The organism is Klebsiella sp. 10982, assembly GCF_048589245.1.
In the GTDB taxonomy this organism is placed as follows: domain Bacteria; phylum Pseudomonadota; class Gammaproteobacteria; order Enterobacterales; family Enterobacteriaceae; genus Klebsiella; species Klebsiella quasivariicola.
Genome location: NZ_JBMAXV010000004.1, coordinates 31,550 through 54,155, shown reverse-complemented (window position 1 = coordinate 54,155; position 22,606 = coordinate 31,550). Strand labels below are relative to the sequence as shown.

The 22,606-nt window shown below is 59.9% G+C and carries 20 protein-coding genes and 1 pseudogene; 9 read left to right on the top strand and 12 right to left on the bottom strand.

Annotation, left to right across the window (positions count from 1 at the left end):
• The first annotated feature begins 257 nt into the window (after positions 1–257).
• From zntB to dbpA, 3 genes are all read left to right on the top strand, one after another.
• Positions 258–1,241 (top strand): zinc transporter ZntB, encoded by a 984-nt coding sequence (gene zntB / locus ACKLKD_RS04650; RefSeq protein ID WP_008805152.1) that lies wholly within the window; start codon positions 258–260, stop codon positions 1,239–1,241.
• A 334-nt stretch (positions 1,242–1,575) separates the two neighbouring features.
• Positions 1,576–1,752 carry a hypothetical protein gene (locus ACKLKD_RS04645; protein ID WP_369707647.1) on the top strand — a complete coding sequence of 59 codons (177 nt, stop codon included), beginning with the start codon at positions 1,576–1,578 and terminating at the stop codon, positions 1,750–1,752.
• A gap of 14 nt (positions 1,753–1,766) precedes the next feature.
• On the top strand, positions 1,767–3,140 hold the full coding sequence (dbpA, locus tag ACKLKD_RS04640; RefSeq protein ID WP_004151591.1) for an ATP-dependent RNA helicase DbpA: 1,374 nt from the start codon (positions 1,767–1,769) through the stop codon (positions 3,138–3,140).
• Between the two features lie 45 nt (positions 3,141–3,185).
• On the opposite strand, the gene ttcA is transcribed toward dbpA, so the two are convergent.
• The 5 genes and pseudogenes from ttcA to nifJ form a co-directional block, all read right to left on the bottom strand.
• Entirely contained in the window at positions 3,186–4,121 is a 936-nt protein-coding gene (gene ttcA, locus ACKLKD_RS04635) for a tRNA 2-thiocytidine(32) synthetase TtcA (protein WP_080897166.1), read from the bottom strand.
• A 233-nt stretch (positions 4,122–4,354) separates the two neighbouring features.
• A pseudogene (gene uspF / locus ACKLKD_RS04630) lies at positions 4,355–4,788 on the bottom strand (universal stress protein UspF).
• Positions 4,789–4,869: 81 nt separating this feature from the next.
• The gene (locus tag ACKLKD_RS04625; RefSeq protein ID WP_008805148.1) at positions 4,870–5,082 is read right to left on the bottom strand and encodes a KTSC domain-containing protein; all 213 of its coding nucleotides are present in this window, start codon (positions 5,080–5,082) and stop codon (positions 4,870–4,872) included.
• 142 nt (positions 5,083–5,224) lie between these two features.
• The gene (gene ompK37, locus ACKLKD_RS04620; RefSeq protein ID WP_025713909.1) at positions 5,225–6,349 is read right to left on the bottom strand and encodes a porin OmpK37; all 1,125 of its coding nucleotides are present in this window, start codon (positions 6,347–6,349) and stop codon (positions 5,225–5,227) included.
• A gap of 356 nt (positions 6,350–6,705) precedes the next feature.
• Complete coding sequence (gene nifJ, locus ACKLKD_RS04615) at positions 6,706–10,233, bottom strand: pyruvate:ferredoxin (flavodoxin) oxidoreductase (protein WP_025713908.1); 3,528 nt, start codon at positions 10,231–10,233, stop codon at positions 6,706–6,708.
• A 362-nt stretch (positions 10,234–10,595) separates the two neighbouring features.
• Here nifJ and ACKLKD_RS04610 point away from each other — a divergent pair, with 362 nt between their 5' ends.
• Positions 10,596–10,859, top strand: coding sequence for a DUF333 domain-containing protein (locus ACKLKD_RS04610; RefSeq protein ID WP_004140155.1), 264 nt, complete (start codon positions 10,596–10,598; stop codon positions 10,857–10,859).
• A gap of 36 nt (positions 10,860–10,895) precedes the next feature.
• Here ACKLKD_RS04610 and hslJ read toward each other — a convergent pair whose 3' ends face one another.
• From hslJ to ACKLKD_RS04595, 3 genes are all read right to left on the bottom strand, one after another.
• Positions 10,896–11,336 carry a heat shock protein HslJ gene (hslJ, locus tag ACKLKD_RS04605; RefSeq protein WP_042929713.1) on the bottom strand — a complete coding sequence of 147 codons (441 nt, stop codon included), beginning with the start codon at positions 11,334–11,336 and terminating at the stop codon, positions 10,896–10,898.
• Positions 11,337–11,458: 122 nt separating this feature from the next.
• Positions 11,459–12,448: a 2-hydroxyacid dehydrogenase gene (locus tag ACKLKD_RS04600; protein ID WP_002902515.1), complete on the bottom strand. Its 990-nt coding sequence runs from the start codon at positions 12,446–12,448 to the stop codon at positions 11,459–11,461.
• Positions 12,449–12,595: 147 nt separating this feature from the next.
• Positions 12,596–13,096 carry a DedA family protein gene (locus tag ACKLKD_RS04595; protein ID WP_025713906.1) on the bottom strand — a complete coding sequence of 167 codons (501 nt, stop codon included), beginning with the start codon at positions 13,094–13,096 and terminating at the stop codon, positions 12,596–12,598.
• Between the two features lie 206 nt (positions 13,097–13,302).
• On the opposite strand from ACKLKD_RS04595, the gene ACKLKD_RS04590 reads away from it, so the two are divergent.
• The 3 genes from ACKLKD_RS04590 to ACKLKD_RS04580 are packed head-to-tail and all read left to right on the top strand — an operon-like array spanning position 13,303 to position 16,455.
• The gene (locus ACKLKD_RS04590) at positions 13,303–15,942 is read left to right on the top strand and encodes a YdbH family protein (RefSeq protein WP_087805490.1); all 2,640 of its coding nucleotides are present in this window, start codon (positions 13,303–13,305) and stop codon (positions 15,940–15,942) included.
• Positions 15,939–16,124 carry a YnbE family lipoprotein gene (locus ACKLKD_RS04585; RefSeq protein WP_004140145.1) on the top strand — a complete coding sequence of 62 codons (186 nt, stop codon included), beginning with the start codon at positions 15,939–15,941 and terminating at the stop codon, positions 16,122–16,124. Before ACKLKD_RS04590 ends, ACKLKD_RS04585 begins: the two co-directional genes overlap by 4 nt.
• A 7-nt stretch (positions 16,125–16,131) precedes the next feature.
• Positions 16,132–16,455 carry a YdbL family protein gene (locus tag ACKLKD_RS04580; RefSeq protein ID WP_012541948.1) on the top strand — a complete coding sequence of 108 codons (324 nt, stop codon included), beginning with the start codon at positions 16,132–16,134 and terminating at the stop codon, positions 16,453–16,455.
• On the opposite strand, the gene feaR is transcribed toward ACKLKD_RS04580, so the two are convergent.
• Positions 16,456–17,358 (bottom strand): transcriptional regulator FeaR, encoded by a 903-nt coding sequence (gene feaR / locus ACKLKD_RS04575; RefSeq protein ID WP_080897159.1) that lies wholly within the window; start codon positions 17,356–17,358, stop codon positions 16,456–16,458.
• Between the two features lie 235 nt (positions 17,359–17,593).
• Between feaR and ACKLKD_RS04570 the strand changes: the two genes are divergently transcribed.
• Both ACKLKD_RS04570 and ACKLKD_RS04565 read left to right on the top strand, forming a co-directional pair.
• Complete coding sequence (locus ACKLKD_RS04570; protein WP_087805488.1) at positions 17,594–19,093, top strand: aldehyde dehydrogenase family protein; 1,500 nt, start codon at positions 17,594–17,596, stop codon at positions 19,091–19,093.
• A 124-nt stretch (positions 19,094–19,217) separates the two neighbouring features.
• A complete protein-coding gene (locus ACKLKD_RS04565) occupies positions 19,218–20,108 on the top strand; it encodes an oxidoreductase (RefSeq protein ID WP_025713902.1) in 891 nt (296 codons plus the stop codon).
• Positions 20,109–20,125: 17 nt separating this feature from the next.
• Here the strand turns inward: ACKLKD_RS04565 and ACKLKD_RS04560 are convergent, their stop codons facing one another.
• Genes ACKLKD_RS04560 through ACKLKD_RS04550 form a run of 3 tightly spaced genes read right to left on the bottom strand, consistent with a single transcriptional unit; the run spans position 20,126 to position 22,589 of the window.
• Positions 20,126–20,857 carry a class II aldolase and adducin N-terminal domain-containing protein gene (locus tag ACKLKD_RS04560; protein ID WP_025713901.1) on the bottom strand — a complete coding sequence of 244 codons (732 nt, stop codon included), beginning with the start codon at positions 20,855–20,857 and terminating at the stop codon, positions 20,126–20,128.
• Positions 20,858–20,862: 5 nt separating this feature from the next.
• A complete protein-coding gene (locus tag ACKLKD_RS04555; RefSeq protein WP_023279973.1) occupies positions 20,863–21,693 on the bottom strand; it encodes an ABC transporter substrate-binding protein in 831 nt (276 codons plus the stop codon).
• Between the two features lie 23 nt (positions 21,694–21,716).
• Positions 21,717–22,589: a phytanoyl-CoA dioxygenase family protein gene (locus ACKLKD_RS04550; protein ID WP_023279974.1), complete on the bottom strand. Its 873-nt coding sequence runs from the start codon at positions 22,587–22,589 to the stop codon at positions 21,717–21,719.
• Positions 22,590–22,606: the final 17 nt, after the last annotated feature.

Sequence of the window (22,606 nt, the reverse complement as noted above, 5' to 3'; positions counted from 1 at the left end):
ACGCAATAAACAGCATAATACAGCAATGAGTGGCAAAATAAACCGCAAAAAAGCGCAGTGAGATCGGCAAAACGGGAAGAACTTGATTTCACTACGCTTTAACGTTAAATGAAGAGTGCAGCGCGACCCGGGGCGAAAGCGCTTTTTAATGAAGCTATTAGCCCTACTTACCGGGCAATAAAAAGCGAAAAAGCGCGCTTTCGCGTACCTTATAGAGAGTGCGCGCAATGTGACAGGTATGGATTAACGGAGGTTGAGTGGACGCGATTAAAGGCTCGGAGTTGCAAATACCGGACGCGATCTTCGCGTGGGTGCTCGACGGGCAGGGGGGCGTGAAGCCGCTCACCGATAACGATATTATCGACAAAGACAAGCCCTGCTGGCTGCATCTGAATTATACCCACAGCGACAGCGCCGACTGGCTGGCGGCCACCCCGTTGCTGCCCAATAACGTGCGTGACGCCCTGGCGGGAGAGAGCACCCGGCCACGGGTGACGCGGATCGGCGACGGGGCGCTGATAACCCTGCGCTGCATTAACGGCAGTACTGATGAGCGTCCCGACCAGCTGGTGGCGATGCGCCTGTACATGGACGAGCGGCTGATCGTCTCCACCCGTCAGCGCAAGGTGCTGGCGCTGGACGATGTGCTGGGTGACCTGAAGGAGGGCAATGGCCCGACGGACGGCGGCAGCTGGCTGGTGGAAGTCTGCGATGCGCTGACCGATCATGCCAGCGAGTTTATCGAACAGCTGCACGACCGCATTATCGACCTGGAAGATGACCTGCTTGACCAACAGGTGCCACCGCGGGGTTTTCTCGCGCTGCTGCGTAAGCAACTGATTGTGATGCGCCGCTATATGGCGCCGCAGCGCGACGTTTACGCCCGACTGGCCAGCGAGCGGCTGCCGTGGATGAGTGACGATCAGCGGCGGCGGATGCAGGATATCGCTGAGCGGCTGGGGCGCGGTCTGGATGAGATCGACAGCTGTATCGCCCGGACGGCGATCATGAGCGATGAGATCGCCCAGATAATGCAGGAGTCGCTGGCGCGGCGGACCTATACGATGTCGTTGATGGCGATGGTGTTTCTGCCCAGCACCTTTTTAACCGGCCTGTTCGGCGTCAACCTTGGCGGGATCCCGGGCAACAGCTGGCATCTGGGGTTTAGCCTCTTCTGCCTGATGTTAGTCGTTGTCATCGGCGGTGTTGCATGGTGGTTACATCGCAGTAAATGGTTGTAAAGAATCGCCTTTTAGCGGCCGCATTGCCGGGAAAACCCGGCAATGTTTGAGCGAAATCAATAAACCACCTACCCATTCAGGGCAATATCTCTCTCGCAGGTGAATGCAACGTCAAGCGATGGGCGTTGCGCTCCATATTGTCTTACTTCCTTTTTTGAATTACTGCATAGCACAATTGATTCGTACGACGCCGACTTTGTTGAGTCGGCTTTTTTTTTGCGCTCTCCGGACCAGCTTCTACGCTTACTAAGACACCCGACGGTCTTCAGGCCGTTAAGCCTGCGGGTACGCCCGTATTACTCTCCGGGAGGCCTCTATGCATTACGCTTCAGGGCTGACAGCCCAGTCTATCCCCATCTCACCCGAGCCGAACGATCCGGCTCCTTTACCCGACCCACGACCGCGTCCGCAGCCGCAGCCCGATCCGCCGCCTGACGAAGAGCCGATTAAATTGTCGCATCAGGCGCGGAGATCTGCGAGGATACGCGCCTGCAGATTGTCCGTCCTTTAATACGAGAATACATTGTGACCGCTTTTTCTACCCTGACTGTTTTACCTGCCGCCCAATTAGCCAACCTTAATGAGCTGGGTTATCTGTCGATGACCCCGGTTCAGGCCGCCGCCCTGCCGGCGATCCTTGCGGGGAAAGATGTGCGCGTGCAGGCAAAAACCGGCAGCGGAAAAACGGCCGCATTCGGGCTGGGTCTGCTGCAGCATATCGATCCGGCGCGCTTTGAGACCCAGTCGCTGGTGTTGTGCCCGACCCGCGAGCTGGCCGATCAGGTTGCCGGTGAGCTGCGTCGCCTGGCGCGCTGCCTGCCGAACATCAAGATTCTGATGCTCTGCGGCGGGCAGCCCTTTGGCGCCCAGCGAGATTCACTCCAGCACGCCCCGCATATCATCGTCGCCACCCCGGGCCGTCTGCTCGATCATCTGCAGAAGGGGACGGTCTCCCTTGACGCGTTGCAGACCCTGGTGATGGATGAAGCGGACCGCATGCTCGATATGGGCTTCAGCGACGCCATCGACGAGGTGATCCGCTTCGCGCCGGCTGACCGGCAGACCCTGCTGTTTTCCGCCACCTGGCCGGCGGCAATCGCGGCGATCAGCGGCCGGGTGCAGCGCAATCCGCAGACAATTGAGATCGACACTGTCGATGCGCTCCCGGCGATTGAGCAGCAGTTTTTTGAAGTTTCCCGCCACGGTAAGATTGCCCTGCTGCAGCGCCTGCTCAGCCAGCATCAGCCCGCATCCTGTGTGGTGTTCTGCAACACCAAACGCGATTGCCAGGCGGTCTGCGATGCGCTCAACGCCGCCGGGCAGAGCGCCTTGTCGCTGCACGGTGATCTCGAGCAGCGCGACCGCGATCAGACGCTGGTGCGCTTCGCCAACGGCAGCGTCCGGGTTCTGGTGGCGACCGACGTCGCCGCCCGCGGCCTCGACATCAAATCCCTCGCGCTGGTGGTGAACTTCGAGCTGGCCTGGGATCCGGAGGTGCATGTTCACCGCATCGGCCGTACCGCCCGCGCCGGCGAACAAGGGCTGGCCATCAGCTTCTGTGCGCCGGAAGAGGCGCAGCGCGCCACGATCCTGGCCGACATGCTGCAGCTCTCCCTGAACTGGCTGCCGGCGCCGACGGGCAACACCATCGCACCGTTGACGGCGGAGATGGCCACGCTGTGTATTGACGGCGGTAAAAAGGCGAAAATGCGCCCGGGAGATGTGCTGGGAGCCCTGACCGGGGATATGGGTTTTGATGGCGCCGATATCGGCAAAATTACCGTTCATCCGGCTCATGTCTATGTGGCGATCCGCCAGAATATGGCGCAGAAGGCGTATAAGCAGTTACAAAACGGCAAGATTAAAGGGAAATCCTGCCGCGTACGGCTGCTGAAGTAAGGGCAGGAGAGTGCGTCTCAGGCGGCTGCCTGAGACGCGTGAGGGTTACTTCACTTCCACCACGTTCAGACGCAGCTCATCAAGACGGGCGTCTTCGTCTTCCGGCTGCCAGCCGGCAGGCTGCAGGGGAATATCTTCCCGGTCAAACGCCAGATCGCCACCATCCACTACTTCAGAGCCGTGGGTGATACCTTTAAAATCAAACAGATTGACATCGCTCAGGTGTGAAGGCACCACGTTCTGCATCGCGCTGAACATGGTTTCAATGCGCCCAGGATAACGCTTATCCCAGTCGCGGAGCATATCGGCGATCACCTGACGCTGCAGGTTTGGCTGCGAGCCGCACAGGTTGCACGGAATAATCGGGAAGCCTTTCGCCTGAGAGAAGCGCTCGATGTCCTTTTCGCGGCAGTAGGCCAGCGGGCGGATGACGATGTGTTTGCCGTCGTCGCTCATCAGCTTCGGCGGCATGCCTTTCATTTTTCCGCCGTAGAACATATTCAAAAACAGCGTCTGCAGGATGTCATCGCGATGATGGCCGAGGGCAATTTTGGTCGCCCCGAGCTCGGTGGCGGTACGATAGAGAATGCCGCGGCGCAGGCGAGAGCACAGCGAGCAGGTGGTTTTCCCTTCCGGGATCTTCTCTTTGACGATGCCGTAGGTGTTCTCTTCGACAATCTTGTATTCAACGCCCAGCTGCTCCAGATACGCCGGCAGAATATGCTCCGGGAACCCGGGCTGCTTCTGATCGAGGTTGACCGCCACCAGCGAGAAGGAGATGGGCGCGCTTTTCTGCAGATTACGCAAGATCTCCAGCATGGTATAGCTGTCCTTGCCGCCTGAAAGACAAACCATAATGCGGTCGCCCTCTTCAATCATATTGAAGTCGGCAATCGCCTCACCGACGTTGCGGCGCAGACGTTTCTGCAGCTTATCGATGTTGTATTTTTCTTTTTTACTGATTTCTTGATTTTGCAGCATGTAATAGTGGCTCAATTCATAGTGTGGCATCAGAAGAGCACGCATTCTGCCAGCCGCTGAACAACGTGGCGCTGGCGCGTAGCAATTATTGAGGTTTGACAGGCAACCGTGGCGTGTATGGTACGGATTCAGGGGCGGAATGTCAGCATCTTTCCGGCACTTTCCGCAGCGAGCAGCCGGGCGGGGCCGGCTGATGCGGAAATTAACAGCCCGCCGGGCGGCGGGCTGTGGCGTTAGCGGACTACCAGGACCGAGCACTCGGCGTGACGAACCACCGCGGCGGCGTTGGAGCCCAGCAGATAAGTCGTGATATCAGGCCGGTGGGAGGCGATGATCACCAGGTCGGCTGGCAGCGACTTGGCCAGAGCAAGGATTTTATCTTTTGGCGATCCTTCCGCGACGTGAAAATGCATCCGGTCTTCCGGGATAGAGAACTGCTTTGCGATCTCTTTCAACTGCGTTTCAGAACCCTCACGCAGCTCATCCATGCCGGGAAGCTCAGCGGTATAGGCCATTCCCAGTGAGGCATAATAGGGCAGAGAAGGGATCACGGTGAGGAAATGGACCTCGGCGTCGCAATCCGCGCTTCCGATTCAACGTGACTGATAATGCGTTCAGTAAATTCTTTATCAGAGATATCGATAGGGACAAGAATCATTCTGCTCATAAAACCTCCTGTTTAAGTATCCCCTCATATTGTAAGGCAATATGGCACATTTTGTATCATGACCGCGGTCACATTTTGACATTAACGTGGCTTGCGTTCGGGGAATTTTCCTTTAATCACGCCGTCATAAAATCGCCCTTTTGAAACCACCTGTAAAAAGTCACGAAAAATACGCGGTGGAACGCCGGTATATTGTAATGGCGGCTGGTGATAAAAATAGATTTCCAGTGTGGCGGAGGCGTCATCGTAGGCGACGGAGATAATTCGGGAAGATTTTACCGGATGGTGGTGCATCATGGACGTCCTCGGGCAAGCACTGACTGGCCATGACTATATCATTAAACGGACGGCTATTTTAGCTCGTAAGATATAGCGTTTTGTTTTATCTGCAGCGAGGCGGGTGGGGGAAGCCCGCCGGAACCGGCGGGCAGGCGCATCAGAACTGGTAAACCAGGCCCAGAGCGACGATGTTATCGGTAGAGATACCGTTGTCTTCGTAGAATTTGTCGTTACCATCCAGCAGGTTGATTTTGTAATCAACATAGGTGGACATATTACGGTTGAAGTAATAGGTCGCGCCAACGTCCATATATTTGACCAGATCTTTATCGGCATAGCGGCCGTTATTGTACAGATCTTTGCCTTTGGACTGCAGGTAGGAGATGGCCGGACGCAGACCGAAGTCGAACTGATACTGCGCGGTGACTTCGAAGTTTTGCGTTTTATTGGCCACACCGTCGTTGCCGTACGGGGTCATATTGCGGGTTTCAGAGTACATGGTCGCCAGGTAGATATCGTTGGCGTCGTACTTCAGACCGGCGGTCCAGGCTTCCGCTTTATCACCGTAGGCGTTGGTCTGGGTCATCTGATCGTTAGTACGGTCAGAAGAGGTGTAGGCTGCCGCCGCGCTGATGCCCATGCCGAAGTCATAAGAGGTGGAGAGGCCGAAACCATCGCCATTGTCGAAACGAACATCGCTGTCGCTGCTGCGGTTATTGGTGCCGACGTTGATATCCTGTGCGTTCTGACCTTCGTTTTTACCCTGATATTGCAGGGCAAAGTTCAGACCCTCCACCAGGCCAAAGAAATCGCTGTTGCGGTAGGTCGCGACGCCGTTGGCGCGGCCTGCCATAAAGTTATCCGCATAGGTGTAGGAGTCGCCGCCGAACTCCGGCAGCATATCGGTCCAGCCTTCGACGTCGTACAGCACGCCGTAGTTACGACCGTAGTCGAAGGAGCCGTAATCGCCGACTTTGATACCCGCGAATGCCAGACGGGTCCACGCCTGATCGCTGGAGCTCTCGGTGTTGTTGGCCTGAACGTTATATTCCCACTGACCATAGCCGGTCAGCATATTGTTGATCTGAGTTTCGCCCTTAAAGCCAAAACGCAAATAAGTTTGATCGCCGTCTTTTTTCGAGTCGCTGGAGAAATAATGCAGACCATCTACCTTGCCATAGAGATCTAATTTATTTCCATCTTTATTATAAATTTCCGCTGCGTGAGCGGCACCGGCAGCTAATAAAGCCGGGATGACGAGGGCCAGTACTTTTCTTTTCATGAAGAAATTCCTTTAACTGTTTTTATGTTTTAGCTTCCGGGAAGGAAGTGAACTCATGCTAAAGGAGCGGTCTGAGATCCGGTAAGACTCAATTGTTACGATATAAGTAAAATCTAAAATAAATAATACCAGTGAAATGGTGATAATTATGCTGAATACATTCATGGGTAATATACAAAATAAAAATTATACATGCCCGGGCTAATCACGTATTATTTGCGCGTTATATGCCTTTATTGTCATGCCAATAATTTATTGTTGCCGTCTCATTCTACGGAATGATTTTGTTTATCGGTAAAACGACAAGCCCGAACGTTATGTTCGGGCTTTTTTTATGGCCGAAGGTGACGGGGCGGTTAACCTTCGCCTGGCGCTTTCTCCGCTTTGCCTGCCAGCTGGGCGAGGAAGTCATAGCGCTTTTGCAGATCGGCGGCGGCGTCTTTCCACAACTGCTCCGCCACTTCAGGCTGCTGGGCGTTCAGGCGGCGGAAACGTTGCTCATTGAGCAGCGTCTCGGCCAGCGCGTCTGATGGCGGACGGGAATCCAGCGCCAGTGGGATCTTGCCTTCGTCTGCCCGACGCGGGTCGAAGCGGTAGAGCGGCCAGAAGCCGGTGGCGGTCAGCTGACGCATCTGGTCGTGGCTGAGCGCCAGATCGTAACCGTGCTCTTCGCAAGGGCTGTAGGCGATGATCAGCGATGGCCCCGGATAGGCTTCCGCTTCCTGAATCGCTTTCACCGTCTGGTTCAACTGCGCGCCCAGCGAAATTTGCGCCACATAAACATGACCGTACATCATCATGCTGACGCCCAGATCTTTGCGCGCCTTGCGTTTGCCATGCTCGCCAAACTTGGTGACTGCCCCCAGCGGCGTGGCTTTTGACGCCTGCCCGCCGGTGTTGGAGTAACACTGGGTATCCAGCACCAGTATGTTGACGTTTTCCGTCAGGCTCAGCACATGATCCAGACCGCCGAAGCCAATATCGTAGGCCCAGCCGTCGCCACCGATCAGCCAGACGGATTTCTCCACCAGCGCGTCAGCATCGGTCAGCAGCTCTTCAGCGCCGTCCACGCCGGCCAGCGCCTGGCGCAGGGCCGCCACCTGTTCGCGGCGTACTTCCGGCGTCGCCTCGGCATGTAACGCCGCGTTCAACTCTGCCGGCAGTTTGTCGGCAAATTCGCTCAGCAGGCGCATCACGCGCTGACGGTGCTGGTCGACGGTTAAGCGGAAGCCGAGCCCGAATTCAGCGTTATCCTCAAACAGCGAGTTGGCCCATGCCGGGCCGCGGCCGTTGGCGTCGGTCGTATACGGCGTCGAGGGCAGGTTGCCGCCGTAAATGGAGGAGCAGCCGGTAGCATTGGCAATCAACATCCGATCGCCATACAGCTGGGTCAGCAGTTTGATATACGGCGTTTCGCCACAGCCGGAGCAGGCACCGGAGTATTCAAACAGCGGGCTGATCAGCTGCGAGGTGCGAATATCTATCCGCTCCAGTTTTGTGCGGTCGATTTCCGGCAGGTTGAGGAAGTAATCGTAATTGACCTTCTCCTCTTCCACATGCTCCAGGCGCGACATCATATTGATAGCCTTGATCTCCGGGTTCTGGCGATCTTTCGCCGGGCACACTTCAACGCACAGGTTGCAGCCGGTGCAGTCTTCCGGGGCGACCTGCAGAACGTATTTTTGTCCGCGCATATCGCGGGATTTGACGTCCAGCGAGTGCAGACTGGCAGGGGCGTTCTCCATCTCTTCCGGCGCGACCACTTTGGCGCGGATCGCCGAGTGCGGGCAGGCGGCGACGCAGTGGTTGCACTGCGTACACAGCGCTTCCTTCCAGATGGGGATCTCTTCGGCGATATTGCGTTTCTCCCAGCGCGTGGTGCCCATGGGCCAGGTGCCGTCCGGCGGCAGGGCGGAGACCGGCAGCGCATCGCCGAGGCCGGCCAGCATCGCGGCGGTGACCGTTTTGACGAAATCCGGCGCGGCGTCGGAAACCACCGGCGGGCGGTTCGGACTGCTGGCGTTCACTGGCTGGAGCGGCACTTCCGCCAGCGATTCCCGGGCCAGGGCCAGCGCCTGCCAGTTGCGTTCCACCAGCTCCTGGCCTTTGCTGCTGTAGCTTTTGGCGATGGCTGCCTGCAGTTCTGCCAGCGCACTGTCGCCCGGCAGGATGCGGGTGAGATGGAAGAACGCCATCTGCATCACGGTATTAATGCGCGCGCCGAGGCTGCACTCGCGGGCGATTTTCGCCGCGTTGACCACGTAAAAACGCGCTTTTTTCTGATTCAGAGTGGCCTGGACTTCCTGCGGCAGGCGAGACCAGACCTCATCGGCGCTGTACGGCGTGTTGAGCAGGAAAATACCGCCGGGCTTCAGCCGCTCGGCCATCTGGTATTTATCGATAAACTGTAGCTGGTGGCAGCCGACGAAATCAGCCTGCGAAATCAGATACGAAGAACGAATCGGTTTTTCGCTCACGCGCAGATGCGAGACGGTGAGGCCGCCCGCTTTCTTCGAGTCATAGACAAAATAGCCCTGTGAGAACCACGGGGTCGAGTTGCCGATGATTTTGATGTTGTTTTTGGTGGCTGACACGCTGCCGTCGCTGCCGAGACCGTAGAACAGGGCCTCGAGCTTGGCCTCTGCGGGCAGGGTATTTTCTCCCAGCGGCAGTGACAGATTGGTCACGTCATCATAGATACCGACGGTAAAGCGTGGCTTCGGCTGAGCGGACTGCAGTTCACTAAATACCGCCAGCACGCATTCCGGGCCGAACTCCTTGGAGGAGAGGCCATAGCGGCCGCCGATGGTGCGCGGCAGCGTCTCGCGCTCGCCGCGGTTAAAGGCTTCCGCCAGGGCGGTCATCACATCGAGATACAGCGGCTCGGCAAGCGCGCCAGGCTCTTTGGTGCGATCGAGCACCGCTACCGCCCGGGCGCTTTCCGGCAGCGCTGCCAGCAGGTGGGCGGCGGAGAATGGGCGATAGAGGCGCACTTTCAGCACGCCGACTTTCTCGCCGCGGCTCAGCAGTTCATCAACCACCTCTTCGCAGGTACCGATGGCCGAACCCATAATGACGATCACGCGCTCTGCCTGCGGGTGGCCGTAAAACTCAAACGGTTTGTACTGACGGCCGGTGGCGGCGGCGAAGTCGTTCATCGCCGTCTCAACATGGTCATAGACCGCGTCGTACCACGGATTGGTGGCCTCCCGGGACTGGAAGTACGTGTCGGGGTTGGCCGAGGTTCCGCGGATCACCGGGTGTTCCGGATTGAGCGCGCGCTGGCGATGCTCGGCGATTTTATCCTGCGGTAGCAGGGCGCGAATGGTGTCATCCGCCAGCGGGGCGATTTTGTTGATTTCGTGCGAAGTGCGGAAACCATCAAAGAAATGAATAAACGGCACCCGGCTTTGCAGGGTGGCGATATGCGAGATCAGCGCAAAATCCTGCGCCTCCTGGACGCTACTGGCGCACAGCATCGCGCAACCGGTCTGACGCACGGCCATCACATCGGAATGATCGCCGAAGATCGATAGCGCGTGGGTGGCGACGGTGCGGGCGGCGACGTGCAGCACAAACGGCATCAGCTGGCCGGCCAGTTTGTACAGCGTGGGGATCATCAGCAGCAGGCCCTGCGATGAGGTAAAGGAGGTGGAGAGGGCGCCGGTCTGCAGCGCGCCATGCACGGCACCGATAGCGCCCGCCTCCGATTGCATTTCGACCACCCGGGGAACATCGCCCCAGACGTTTTTCAGTCCATTACCGGCCCAGGCGTCGGCCTGCTCCGCCATCGTTGAACTGGGCGTGATCGGGTAGATGGCGATAACTTCACTGGTGCGAAACGCGACGGAAGCGACCGCGCCATTACCATCAATCGTAATCATATGAAGACACCCTTACATTGCGCAAAAGAATGGACGCGTGAAACCGCGACGCGCCCTGTAATTATATAAGTGCTAGTTTAGCAAACCGTTGACGCCGCCATTTTTGCATTTGTGTCCTCAATAGGGCAGGTACCCGTGCCCAGATCAATATTTTGCCTCGTTCGCGGAGAAAATGGCTGCCTGCCGAGGGGGGAACACCATGCGATTCACTCCGTACCCGGGGCAGATCAAGCTTTAGGCAAAAATTTGCTAGAAAATGTTAATGAGACGCATAAATACGTGTTTACCCTCTCGACGCCGCGCAGCACGCTGCCTATTATTCTTGGGTTTGCTTTTTTAAGACGTTTCCGAGGGGAGAGAGAATGCGAGCTGCGATGTTAGTAGGATGTGCGGCGCTGTTGCTGTCGGCGTGCAGTAGTGAACCCGTTCAGCAGGCCACGGCGGCGCACGTCACGCCAGGCATGCGGGCGGCGATGAGCGACGCCGGTCAGGCCAACTGCGCCATGATAGGCGGCTCGTTATCGGTGGCTCGTCAGCTCGATGGTTCGGCGATTGGCATGTGCGCGCTACCGAACGGCAAACGCTGCAGCGAGCAGGCGCTGGCGGGCGGCAGCTGCGGCTACTAACGGCGGCCCCCGGCGTCAGCGGCACCGCAGCGTCGGCTAGTGCATCAGGTCGGCGAGCTTATAGACCAGCGTCTGGTCGGCGGTCGCCAGCGTCAACTGGTTTTCCGTCAGATCGACCTGCGCGCCTTCGCGCAACATCTTGCCGATCGTCGCGTCAAGGGTATTGAGCTGGGCATCGTTGCACAGCATCCGGGTCATCGCCAGCGAGTTCACCTTCAGCTCGCCGTCCGACACCTTACCTTCGCCGCTAAAGCCGTTGCACATATTGCCTGAAACAGACATCTTGCCCGTAATCGCCATCTTCTCACCGAAGCTCAGCTCCAGCGGCCGGTCGCTGGCGTTGACCGCCTGGCCGTTGACGCTGGTCAGCACGAAGCGATGATGCTGCAGCTGCTCCGCGCCGGTGGACACCTTACTGTTATAGACACAGCCGGACAGCAGCATACCTGCCGCCAGTAGCGCCGCAAATTTGTTCATTTTCACTCCAAAACATTCACATGACTAATAAAACCAAGCCAGTGTAACGGTATCGCAGCGGGGATCTGTGGGGATTATCTGAATGTGCTCCCCCCGGGAGAGGAGCACAAAAGGGAAAGGAATCAGACGATGGCGTTCGGGCAGGTTTCGCCGTTGGCGACCTGCTGCAGGTTGCCCAGGGTCGTCTCCGAAATGCTGATCAGCGCCTCAGCGGTGAGGAACGCCTGGTGGCCGGTGAACAGCACGTTGTGGCAGGCGGAGAGGCGGCGGAAGACGTCGTCCTGGATAACGTCGTTGGATTTGTCTTCAAAGAACAGATCGCGTTCGTTCTCATAAACGTCCAGCCCCAGCGCGCCAATTTTCTGGTGCTTCAGGGCGTCGATGGCCGCCTGGGAGTCGATCAGCGCGCCGCGGCTGGTGTTGATCACCATCACCCCGTCCTTCATCTGGTCAAACGCCTCACGATTGAGCAGGTGGTAGTTCTCGTCGGTCAGCGGGCAGTGCAGGGAGATCACGTCCGACTCCTTGTACAGCGTGGCCAGGTCAACATATTCCACTCCCAGCTCCAGCGCAGCGGCGCTCGGGTACGGGTCAAACGCCAGCAGGCGCATGCCGAAACCTTTGAGGATCCGCAGCATTGCCACGCCAATTTTCCCGGTGCCGATCACCCCGGCGGTTTTACCGTACATGGTGAAACCGGTGAGGCCTTCGAGGGAGAAGTTGGCATCACGGGTACGCTGGTAGGCGCGATGGATGCGGCGGTTGAGCGACATCATCATGCCGATCGCATGCTCAGCGACCGCTTCCGGCGAGTACGCCGGCACGCGCACCACGCGCAGGCCAAGCTCTTTCGCCGCCTCGAGGTCGACGTTGTTAAATCCGGCGCAGCGCAGGGCGATGTATTTCACCCCGTGGGCCTTAAGCTCTTCCAGCACCGGGCGGCTGCCGTCGTCATTGACGAAGATGCATACCGCTTCACAGCCGTTGGCGGTTTTAGCGGTCTTTGCTGTCAGCAGGAAATCGAAAAATTCCAGTTCAAAGCCGTATGCATCATTAACGTGCTGCAGGTACTTTTTATCGTACTGCTTCGTACTATAAACCGCGATTTTCATAAGACTTTTCTCCAGTGATTATACCGTCACGGTAGCATATTTAAAATAATCGTACAATTATTAAAAAATAGTTTAGTAAGGAGGTGCTAATCCTAATTCTAGAGCATATCGCGGAATTGCGGAATCTCTTTGAAAGACAAAGTTTTTTCACCACAAACTTAAACTGAAAGCCCCGGGGGAGAGCAGCAGAAGTGGCCATAGCAGGCCGGAGGTGACGTTGGCCAGCTGGAACGACCATAGCGGCAGACCGCTGGCGCCGCTGAAGAAAGGCAGGGTGGCGCGCAAGGGTGAGAGAAAACGGCTGAAAAAGACCGCCCACAGGCCATAGCGCTGAAAAAAGAGCCGGCTGCGGGCCAGCCGCTCAGCGGTCAGCCAGCGCAGATGCGCCAGTCGGTGACGGTAGCGAACGCCCAGCCACCACGAGAGCCAGAATCCGCCGATGGCGCCAAGGCTGGCGCTGGACCACATTAGCAGGAAATGCCCGAGGCTGGCGGAGGCAAAAGTCCCCAGCAGCAGCAGGCCGGAGGTGCCCGGGATCGCCAGCGACACCAGCGCGCAGGATTTAGTGAAGGTAAGCAGAAAAACAATCAGCAATACCCATGGATAGTGGTCCTGTGCGCGCTCAATGAGCGAGATAATTAACGACACCGTCTCTCCCGCAAGCCATTCCGATCTGACTGGAGTGTGGCAGGGGGCGCTTAAACAAAAGCTAAATAGTGACGAGCAATCGCCGCGCCGCGATACCGACTGGCAACTATGCTTTAACAGGTCGCAAACTTTCACTCACTGGTCGAACGTGTCACAATGGGCGCCTTTCGGCTTTTACTTATGTTGAATCAGGATATTAACTGCCCATGAAGGGTAAATATAAAGCCGCCATCGCGCTGGTGTTAGTTCTGGTGTTATTACCGCTAACGCTGCTGTTGACGCTGACCCACTGGGTGCCGACGCTGGCGGGTATCTGGCTGCCCGTGGGCACACGTATCTCGCTGCAGGAGAGCCCGCGCCTGACGCGGTCGGCCCTGTTGATCCCCGATCTGCGCTATCTGGTGGGCGACTGTGAACTCGCCCGGGTGACCGATACCCGCCTCTCGCGCCCCAGCCGCTGGCGCCTGCATATTGACCAGCTGGATATCAATAGCGCTTGTCTGAGCAAACTGCCGGCCAGCGATCCTGCGCCGGGGTCGCCGCGCACCCTCGCCGAATGGCAATCGATGTTGCCCTATAGCTGGTTAACCATTGACAACCTGCGGCTGTCGCCGTGGGAGAAATGGCAGGGGCGGCTGGTGATGTCGTTGACGCCCGCTCAGCAGGACATCGGCTTTGCCGGTAAGGAACTGAGTCTGCAGGCGCGCCTGCGCGGCCAGGCCCTCACCGTTAGCCAGTTCAGCGCCCGGCTGACTGACGATCAGCCGCCGGTGAAGCTGGTGGGGACCTTCCATCTGCCGCTGGTACCGGATGGTCTGCCGGTCGATGGCCAGATGCAGGGTACCTTTGAATTTCCGCAGACCGCGGAATGGATCGATGCCGAGCTCGAATGGCAGCACAATCGCGGTCAGCTGCTGGTGACGCCGCGCGGCGAGGTGGAGCCAATCCTGGATCTGCCGTGGGAGATCACCCCGGAGCGGATCACCATCAGCGACGGACGCTGGCGCACCCGCTACGAGGCGTATCCGCTGAGTGGCCGCGTGGCGCTGTCGGTGGGTAACTGGCAGCAGGGGACCGAGCAGATGACCGTCAGCGGTCGCCTGAATGTTCTCACCGAGGGGCATGCCGGGAAGGGTAATGCGGTGCTGAATATCGGCCCGGGCAAACTGAGCATGGATAACAGCGACCTGCCGCTGCGGCTCACCGGCGAGGCCAAGCTGGGAGAGATGATCTTCTACGCGGCGCTGCCGGCCCAGCTCAGCGGGCCGCTGGTCAGCCCGCAGCTGGCGTTTCATCCCGGAGCGCTGCTGCGCTCGCGCGGACGAGTGATCGATGCGCTGAATATTGACGAAATTCGCTGGCCGCTGGCCGGAGTGAAGGTCACGCAGCAGGGCGTCGATGGCCGCCTGCAGGCGATCCTCCGCGCCCATGAGCAGCAGATGGGCGACTTTACGCTGCACCTGGACGGCCAGGCGAACGATTTTCTGCCTGACAGCGGCCGCTGGCAGTGGCGCTACTGGGGCGAGGGGCATTTTACGCCAATGCAGGCGCGCTGGGATGTGAAGGGCAGCGGGGAGTGGCGCGACAATGCTATTACCCTGAACAGCCTCTCCACCGGGTTCGATAAGCTCGAGTACGGCACGATGCGGGTCAGTACGCCGCGTCTGACGCTCGAGCAGCCGATCCGCTGGCTGCGCGATGCCGAACATCCGCGGCTGACCGGCGCGCTGTCGCTGGACGCGGCAATAACCACCTTCTCCGGCGGCAGCTATCTCCCGGCGTCAACGCTGAAATTTGCTCTCGACGGTCGCGACCCGACATGGTTCCAGTTCACCGGCGCCCTGCACGCCGAGGCTATTGGCCCGGTGCGGCTGACCGGGCGCTGGGATGGCGAACGGCTGCGCGGCCAGGCGTGGTGGCCAAAACAGTCGCTGACGGTGTTCCAGCCGCTGGTGCCGCCGGACTGGAAGATGAACCTCCGGGAAGGCAGCCTCTATGCCCAGGTGGCCTTTTCAGCGGCAGCCGGGCAGGGATTTGAGGCGGGCGGCCATGGTGTGCTGAAGGGCGGCAGCGCCTGGATGCCGGATAATCAGATTAACGGCGTCGACTTCGTACTGCCATTCCGTTTCAGCGACGGCCACTGGCAGCTGGGCACCCGTCGCCCGGTCTCCCTGCGCATTGGCGAAATCGTCAACCAGGTCACCGCGCGCAACCTGACGGCGGACCTGCAGGGTACCTGGCCGTGGAGTGAGGCCAATCCGCTGCAGCTCAGCGACGTCAGCGTCGATCTGTTAGGCGGTAAGCTGACGCTGCTGCAGCTGCGCATGCCGCAGCGCGACCCGGCGCTGATCCGCCTGCAGCATATCTCCAGCAGCGAGCTGACCAGCGCGGTCAAAGTGAAGCAGTTCGCCATGTCCGGGGCGGTGAGCGGCGCGCTGCCGCTGTGGCTGGAAAATAACCAGTGGATTATCCACGACGGCTGGCTGCGTAATGACGGGCCGATGACCCTGCGACTGGATAAAGACACCGCCGATGCGCTGGTGGCGGACAACGTCTCCGCCGGGGCGGCGATCAACTGGCTGCGCTATATGAAGATCTCCCGCTCTTCGACGCGGATTAATCTCGATAATCTGGGCGTGCTGACGCTAAAGGCTACCATTAACGGCACCAGCCGGGTGGAAGGGAAAAGCAGTACCGTGCAGCTAAACTACGCTCATGAAGAGAATATTTTCGATCTGTGGCGCAGTTTACGCTTTGGCGACAATTTACAGGCGTGGCTCGAACAGAATGCCATGCTGCCCGTGCGGCGCTGTACGGACGGTAAGACGTGTAAGGAACCTAAATGAAGAAGCTGTTACTGGCCATGGTGGCGTCGATGCTGCTCGCCGGCTGTACGCCGCGCATCGAAATCGCGGCATCGAAAGAGCCCATCACCATCAATATGAATGTCAAAATTGAGCATGAGATCCATATCAAGGTCGATAAGGATGTGGAAAATCTGCTGAAATCCCGCAGCGATCTGTTCTGAGGCGACGATGAGAAAACGACTGTTAAGCGCAGCGCTGGCGCTGACCTTACTCAGCGCGCCCGCGCTGGCGTTGACCCTGAGCGAAGCGCGTCAGCAGGGGCGGGTAGGGGAGACGCTGAACGGCTATCTGGCGCCGCTGCGCCAGGATAAAGAGACCTTAGCGCTGGTGAAGCAGATCAATGCCGCGCGCAGCGAAAGCTACCAGCAGCTGGCCGATGACAACAATCTGCCGGTGGATGAAGTGGCGAAAATGGCCGGGCAGAAGCTGGTGGCCCGCGCGCAGCCCGGGGAGTACGTCCAGGGGCTGAACGGCCAGTGGCGGCGCAAATAATTAGCGACAGCGCTTACGGTATTCCCCCGGCGAGACGCCAAAGCGCTGTTTAAAGGCGGTGGAGAAATGGCTGTGATCGCTGAAGCCCCAGCGGTAGCCGATCCCCGCCAGCTTTTCGTCGTCATGAACGTTCTGTAGCGCCCGTGCGCACAAATCCAGCCGTCGGTTCTTAATATACTGCGCCACCACCAGCCCTTTGTCGGCAAACAGCCGGTAGAGACTGCGTACCGACATCCCCGTCTCGCTGGCCAGCCACTCCGGGCGTAAATGCTCCGACTGAATGGACGCATCGATTAAGGCAATAATCTTCTGAAACTGCTTTTCCCGCCGGGAAGGCGTGGGCTCGCGCTGATGCAGCACCGGGCGCAACAGGCAGGCTATTGCCTCCAGCGCCGCTTCGCTCTCGCTGGCAGAGAGCGCCGTGCCGCCCATGCTTTCCAGCAGCAGGCGCTGGCTGAGCTGCACCATCGGCAGGGATTTGTCCAGCCGGCAGGCGGTGGCGATGTCGCCTGACGGCGCCACCCGCTGGCGCGGCAGCAGCAGCGAGGCCTGACGCGAGGTCTGCTGCCAGACAATCGAGCACGGGCGGGCGGCGTCGATTAACGTGATATCGCCCGGCGCCAGCGTTACCTGGCGATCGTCCTGTTCGATGATGGCTTCGCCGGCGAGCTGAAACACGGTATAAAACCAGGCGTCGTTATCCCGTTTTATCTCATCGCGGGTGCGGTAGAGATTGACGCCGGCGGCGGTGACGGTACTCACTTTAAGGCTACCGGCATAGCGAGCGTCAATTTCGCCGTGGAAGCGTCCCTCCAGCGGCCGGGCGGCAAAATGCCCGCAGACCTGATTGATCGTCGCCAGCCAGCGCTGGTACGCCAGCCCCCCCTCTGCCGTGGTGATCATTCGCCGTCTCCCTGTGAAAACAATGTGTCTGCATTGTTGCATTTATGTCGCCTCAGGCAAGGGTGCGATGACGGGTATATGAAAGAACTATTACCCGCGGCACATTTCTGCGCGGGCAGACGACGGAATTGCGGTGACTGTCACAGCGGCGCAAACGAATGTCACGGAGAAAAAAGCGCCAGCCGCCAAGCGGACATAGACTGAAAGCACTATCCGCGAAGAATAAGGAAAGGGTATGTCCAGCTCTCAGATAGCGCTGCTTGCCAGCGTCCAGCAGTTCTTAGACCGTCAGCATGGCCTGTATATCGACGGCGCTCCCTGCGATGCGCAGAGCGAAAACCGGTTAACCGTCTGGGATCCGGCCACCGGGCAGGCGATTGCCACCACCGCCGACGCCAGCCCGGCGGATGTCGATCGGGCGGTGATGTCCGCCTGGCGCGCTTTTGTCGATCGCCGCTGGGCCGGGCGCACTCCGGCCGACCGTGAACGCATCCTGTTGCGTTTTGCCGATCTGGTGGAGCAGCACGGCGAAGAGCTGGCGCAACTGGAAACCCTCGAGCAGGGCAAATCCATTGCGATCTCCCGCGCCTTTGAGGTTGGCTGCACCCTGAACTGGATGCGCTACACCGCGGGGCTGTCCACCAAGATCAGCGGCCGGACGCTGGACGTTTCGATCCCCTTCCCGCAAGGGGCGCGTTACCAGGCGTGGACCAAAAAAGAGCCGGTCGGGGTGGTGGCGGGCATCGTCCCGTGGAATTTCCCGCTGATGATCGGCATGTGGAAGGCCATGCCGGCGCTGGCGGCGGGCTGTTCGATCGTTATCAAACCCTCAGAAACCACCCCGCTGACCCTGCTGCGGGTGGCGGAGCTGGCGACCCAGGCGGGCATTCCTGACGGGGTGTTTAACGTGGTCACCGGCAGCGGCGCCGGTTGCGGCGCGGCGCTGACCGCCCATCCGCAGGTGGCGAAGGTCAGTTTTACCGGCTCGACGGCGACCGGGAAACAGATTGCCCGCGTGGCCGCCGACCGCCTGACCCGCGTGACGCTGGAGCTGGGCGGCAAGAACCCGGCGATTGTGCTCAAAGATGCCGATCCCCAGTGGGTTATTGAGGGGCTGATGACCGGTAGCTTCCTCAATCAGGGACAGGTCTGTGCCGCCAGCTCGCGGATCTATATCGAAGCGCCGCTGTTTGACACCCTGGTCAGCGGTTTCGAGCAGGCGGTGAAATCGCTGCAGGTGGGGCCGGGGATGCAGGAGACGGCGCAGATCAACCCGGTGGTCTCCCGGGCCCACTGTGACAAGGTGGCGGCCTACCTCGAAGAGGCTCGCCAGCAGAAGGCAGAGCTTATCAGCGGCAGTACCGGACCGGATACGGGGGGGTACTATATTCCGCCGACGCTGGTGGTTAACCCGGACGCCGGACTGCGCCTCACCCGTGAGGAGGTGTTTGGCCCGGTGGTGAACCTGGTGCGGGTGGCCGACGGCGAGGAGGCGCTGCGCCTGGCCAACGACAGCGATTTTGGTCTGACCGCCAGCGTCTGGACCCGCGATCTGACCCAGGCCCTGAACTACACCGACCGTCTGCAGGCGGGGACGGTGTGGGTCAACAGCCATACCCTGATTGACGCCAACCTGCCTTTCGGCGGCATGAAGCAGTCCGGTACCGGGCGCGATTTCGGCCCTGACTGGCTCGACGGCTGGTGCGAAACCAAATCCGTCTGCGTACGTTACTAATCCTCTGTCGGGAAAGGCGAAGGGCCTTTCCCGCTGCGCCGCTTGCCGACCTCCGGTCTTTCCCGCTACTGTGGAGGGCACTCTTTGCCCAACCAGGGCGGTGAATCACCCGGAGGTCTTCGGCATGACAGCATTTCCTAAGGTTGCACTTATTGGTCCCGGCGCCATCGGCACGACGATCGCCGCCGCCCTGTTTGAGGTGGGGAGGGCGCCGATGGTCTGCGGGCGTACCGCCCATTCGGCGCTGGTGCTGCGCACTGACGAGGGCGAGATCGTGGTGCCCGGCCCGGTGCATACCGACCCGACGGCGATAGCCGCCCCCTTCGACCTGGTGTTTGTCGCGGTGAAAACCACCCAGACGGAGGCCATCGCCCCCTGGCTGACGGCCCTGTGTTCCGCAGACACCGTGGTGTGCGTGCTGCAAAACGGCGTTGAGCAGCGCCAGCAGTTTGCCCCCCTGACCGGCGGCGCGACGGTGCTGCCCTCGGTGGTCTGGTTTCCGGCGCAGCGCGATGCCGATGCCTCTGTCTGGCTGCGCGCCACGCCGCGACTGACCCTCCCGGATCTGCCGGGGGCAGAGCGAGTGCAGCAGGCGCTGGCGGGGACCCGCTGCGCGGTGGAGCTGGCGGCGGACTTTATCACCGTGGCCTGGCGCAAACTGTTGCAGAACGCCGTCGCCGGACTGATGGTGCTGACCGGACGCCGCGCCGGGATGTTCGCCCGGGAGGAGATCACTGCCCTCGGACTGGCTTATCTGCACGAATGTCTGCTGGTAGCGCGGGCGGAAGGGGCCGCCCTGGGCGACAGCGTGCCGCAGGAGATTATCGCCGGCTTTCACCGGGCGCCTGCCGACTTAAGCACCTCTATTCTGATCGATCGCCTCAATGGCCGGCCGCTGGAGTGGGATATTCGTAACGGCGTGGTGCAGCGTCGCGGGCGTCAGCACGGCATTCCGACACCGCTCAGCGATATCATCGTGCCGCTGCTGGCGGCGGCCAGCGACGGCCCGGGCTGACCCGGGCAGGGGCGGGGTTAGTCCACCAGGGAGGGATCGAGGTCGATCATCAACTGCTTCATTTCGGCAAAATGCTGCCGCGAGAAATCGGCAATCTTCTCCCAGTCCTGGGCGGTTTTTTCCGCCACCGCGTCTGACAGCACCTTCAGCGGCTGGCCGGTGGACCAGGCGGTGATCAGGATCTGACAGGCGCGCTCCAGGGTCCAGATATCATCGAACGCCTCGCCGATGGTCGGGGCAGTCACCAGCACCCCGTGATTCCCCATCAGCAGACGGCGTTTATCCGCCAGCAGGCCCGCCAGCCTGGCGCCTTCTGCCGCGGTGTCCGCCATCCCGCCGTACAGCGTATCGACGGCGACCCGGTTAAAATAGCGGGCGGTGTTCTGGTCGATGGGCAGGATCTGCGGCGTCGCCAGGCAGGCGAGGCTGGTGGTGTACACCGGGTGCAGATGCAGCACCACCCGCACGTCCGGGAGCCGCTGATGGATCTGCCCGTGAATAGCCCACGCGGTGGCATCGACGTCAGGGCGCGCGGCGCAACCTTCATCATCGGCGTTCAGCACCAGCAGATCGCTGGCGCGGATGCGCGAAAAGTGTTTCCACTTCGGGTTGAGTAAAAACGTTTTCCCGTCGGCGGAGAGCGCGGCGCTGAAATGGTTGGCCACCGCCTCATGCATGCCGAGATGGGCAATAATGCGAAAGGTGGCCGCCAGGTCGATGCGGATCTGCTCTTCATCGGTATCGCGCATGGGCATTACTCCGCTTTCGGCATCAGGGTCTGCAGATCGTCCGCCGTCGGCGCCTGGAAGTGATATTTCTTCAGCAGGGCGGCATATTCCGGCGTCGCGCTGTATTTTTTCAGCCCCTCTTCGAGGGCGGTTTTCACCTCAGTGTTGCCCTTTTTGACGCCAAAGCCGTTCAGCACCGGGTAGATCAGGGTGTCAGAGGAGATCACCACCCGGTCACCCAGCTTTTCCACCACCCCGCGCGCCACGGCGGCGTCGGTGATCTGCGCATCGACGGCGCGCGACAGCAGCGCCTGGGTGGTCTGCGGGTCGGTGGTATAAACGCTCAGCGCAATCGGCTGCAGCCCCTTCTTCACGCAGTAGTCGGTGGAGAGCTTTTGCAGTTGAGCCAGCCAGGAGGTGGCGCCCATCGAGCCGATTTTATGGCCGCAGAACGCTTCCGGGGTCTTAGGCTGGTAGTTGTCGCCTTTGCGGGCGAGGATCGCTTCCCCACTTTTCAGGTACGGCACCATATCGATCACCTTCAGGCGTTCGGCGGTAATGTACATCGACGAGTTGGTGATATCGAAGCGCCCGCCCTGCAGCCCGGGGATCAGGTTGGGGAAACGGGTATCGATATTCACTGCTTCACGGCCCATAGTCTTCGCCAGACCATCGAGCAGCTCGATGTCAAACCCGGCCGGCTTATTGTTCTCCATGTACTCGTAGGGGAAAAAGGTCATGTCCGAACCGGCGGTGATTTTGCCGTTTTGCTGAAAAGCCAGCGCGCTAAAAGATGTCAGCGCGCCGGCTGCGCAGAGCAGCAGGGCCAGCGGGCGTGGTGCGAAAAAGCGTGTCATAAAACCTCCGGAGGGTGGGCAAATTACATGCTGGCGCGATCGGCACCGGCCTGCTGAACGAAAAATGAAGCGCCGCGCGGCTTTTGCGGCAGACGAAGCTGATTGCCGGTGCTGCGCACCAGGCCGCTCTCTTCTCCGGCGACCAGCTGGCCGGCATGGCGGCTCGGCAGCGGGTTTTCGCCGTAGGGTAGCGCATCCTCCGCAGCGTAGACGCTGATGAACAGGGTGCGCGGCAGGGCGGTCTCGTTGGGGCTGGAGGCGTGCAGCAGGCGGGTATGCATAAAGCAGACGGAGCCCGCCGGGCCAAAACAGGCCTGCGGCTGCTGGCAGTGGGCGGTCACCACGTCGTCATCCACCGCGCCGGTAAAGCGTCCCTCCTGCCAGTGGGACCACAGCGGCCCCTGATGGCTGCCCGGCACCACGTTGAGCGGGCCATTCTCTGGCGTCACCTCGCTGACCATCAGCAGGGCGGTGATAATGTCGTCATTGCTGTGCGGGGTGAAGAGGAAATCCTGATGCCATTTCACCTCGGTGGCGGTGTGCGGCAGCTTGGAGTTAATTTTGCTGTGATGAAAACGGGTACCGCTGCCGCCGATCAGCTGCGCGGCGATGGTCGCCATCCGCGAATTCAGCGCGGTGTAGCGATAGGCCTCGGAGATCTCCGTCGGGGAGGCGACCCGGCGCAGCGACGGATGGTCAGGCGCATGGTCGCGCTCGATATCGAAGCGCGGCCGCCCGTCGAGGGTTTCTCCCCACACCGTCGCGTGACCGCGGCTCTCCTCCACCCAGCCGTCGAAATCGCTCTGCAGGGCGGCGATCTCCGTCGCGGAAAGCACCCCTTCGACCACCAGAAAACCCTGCTGATGAAACTGATCAATTTGCCACTGCGCAATCATAATTTTTCCTCTTCACG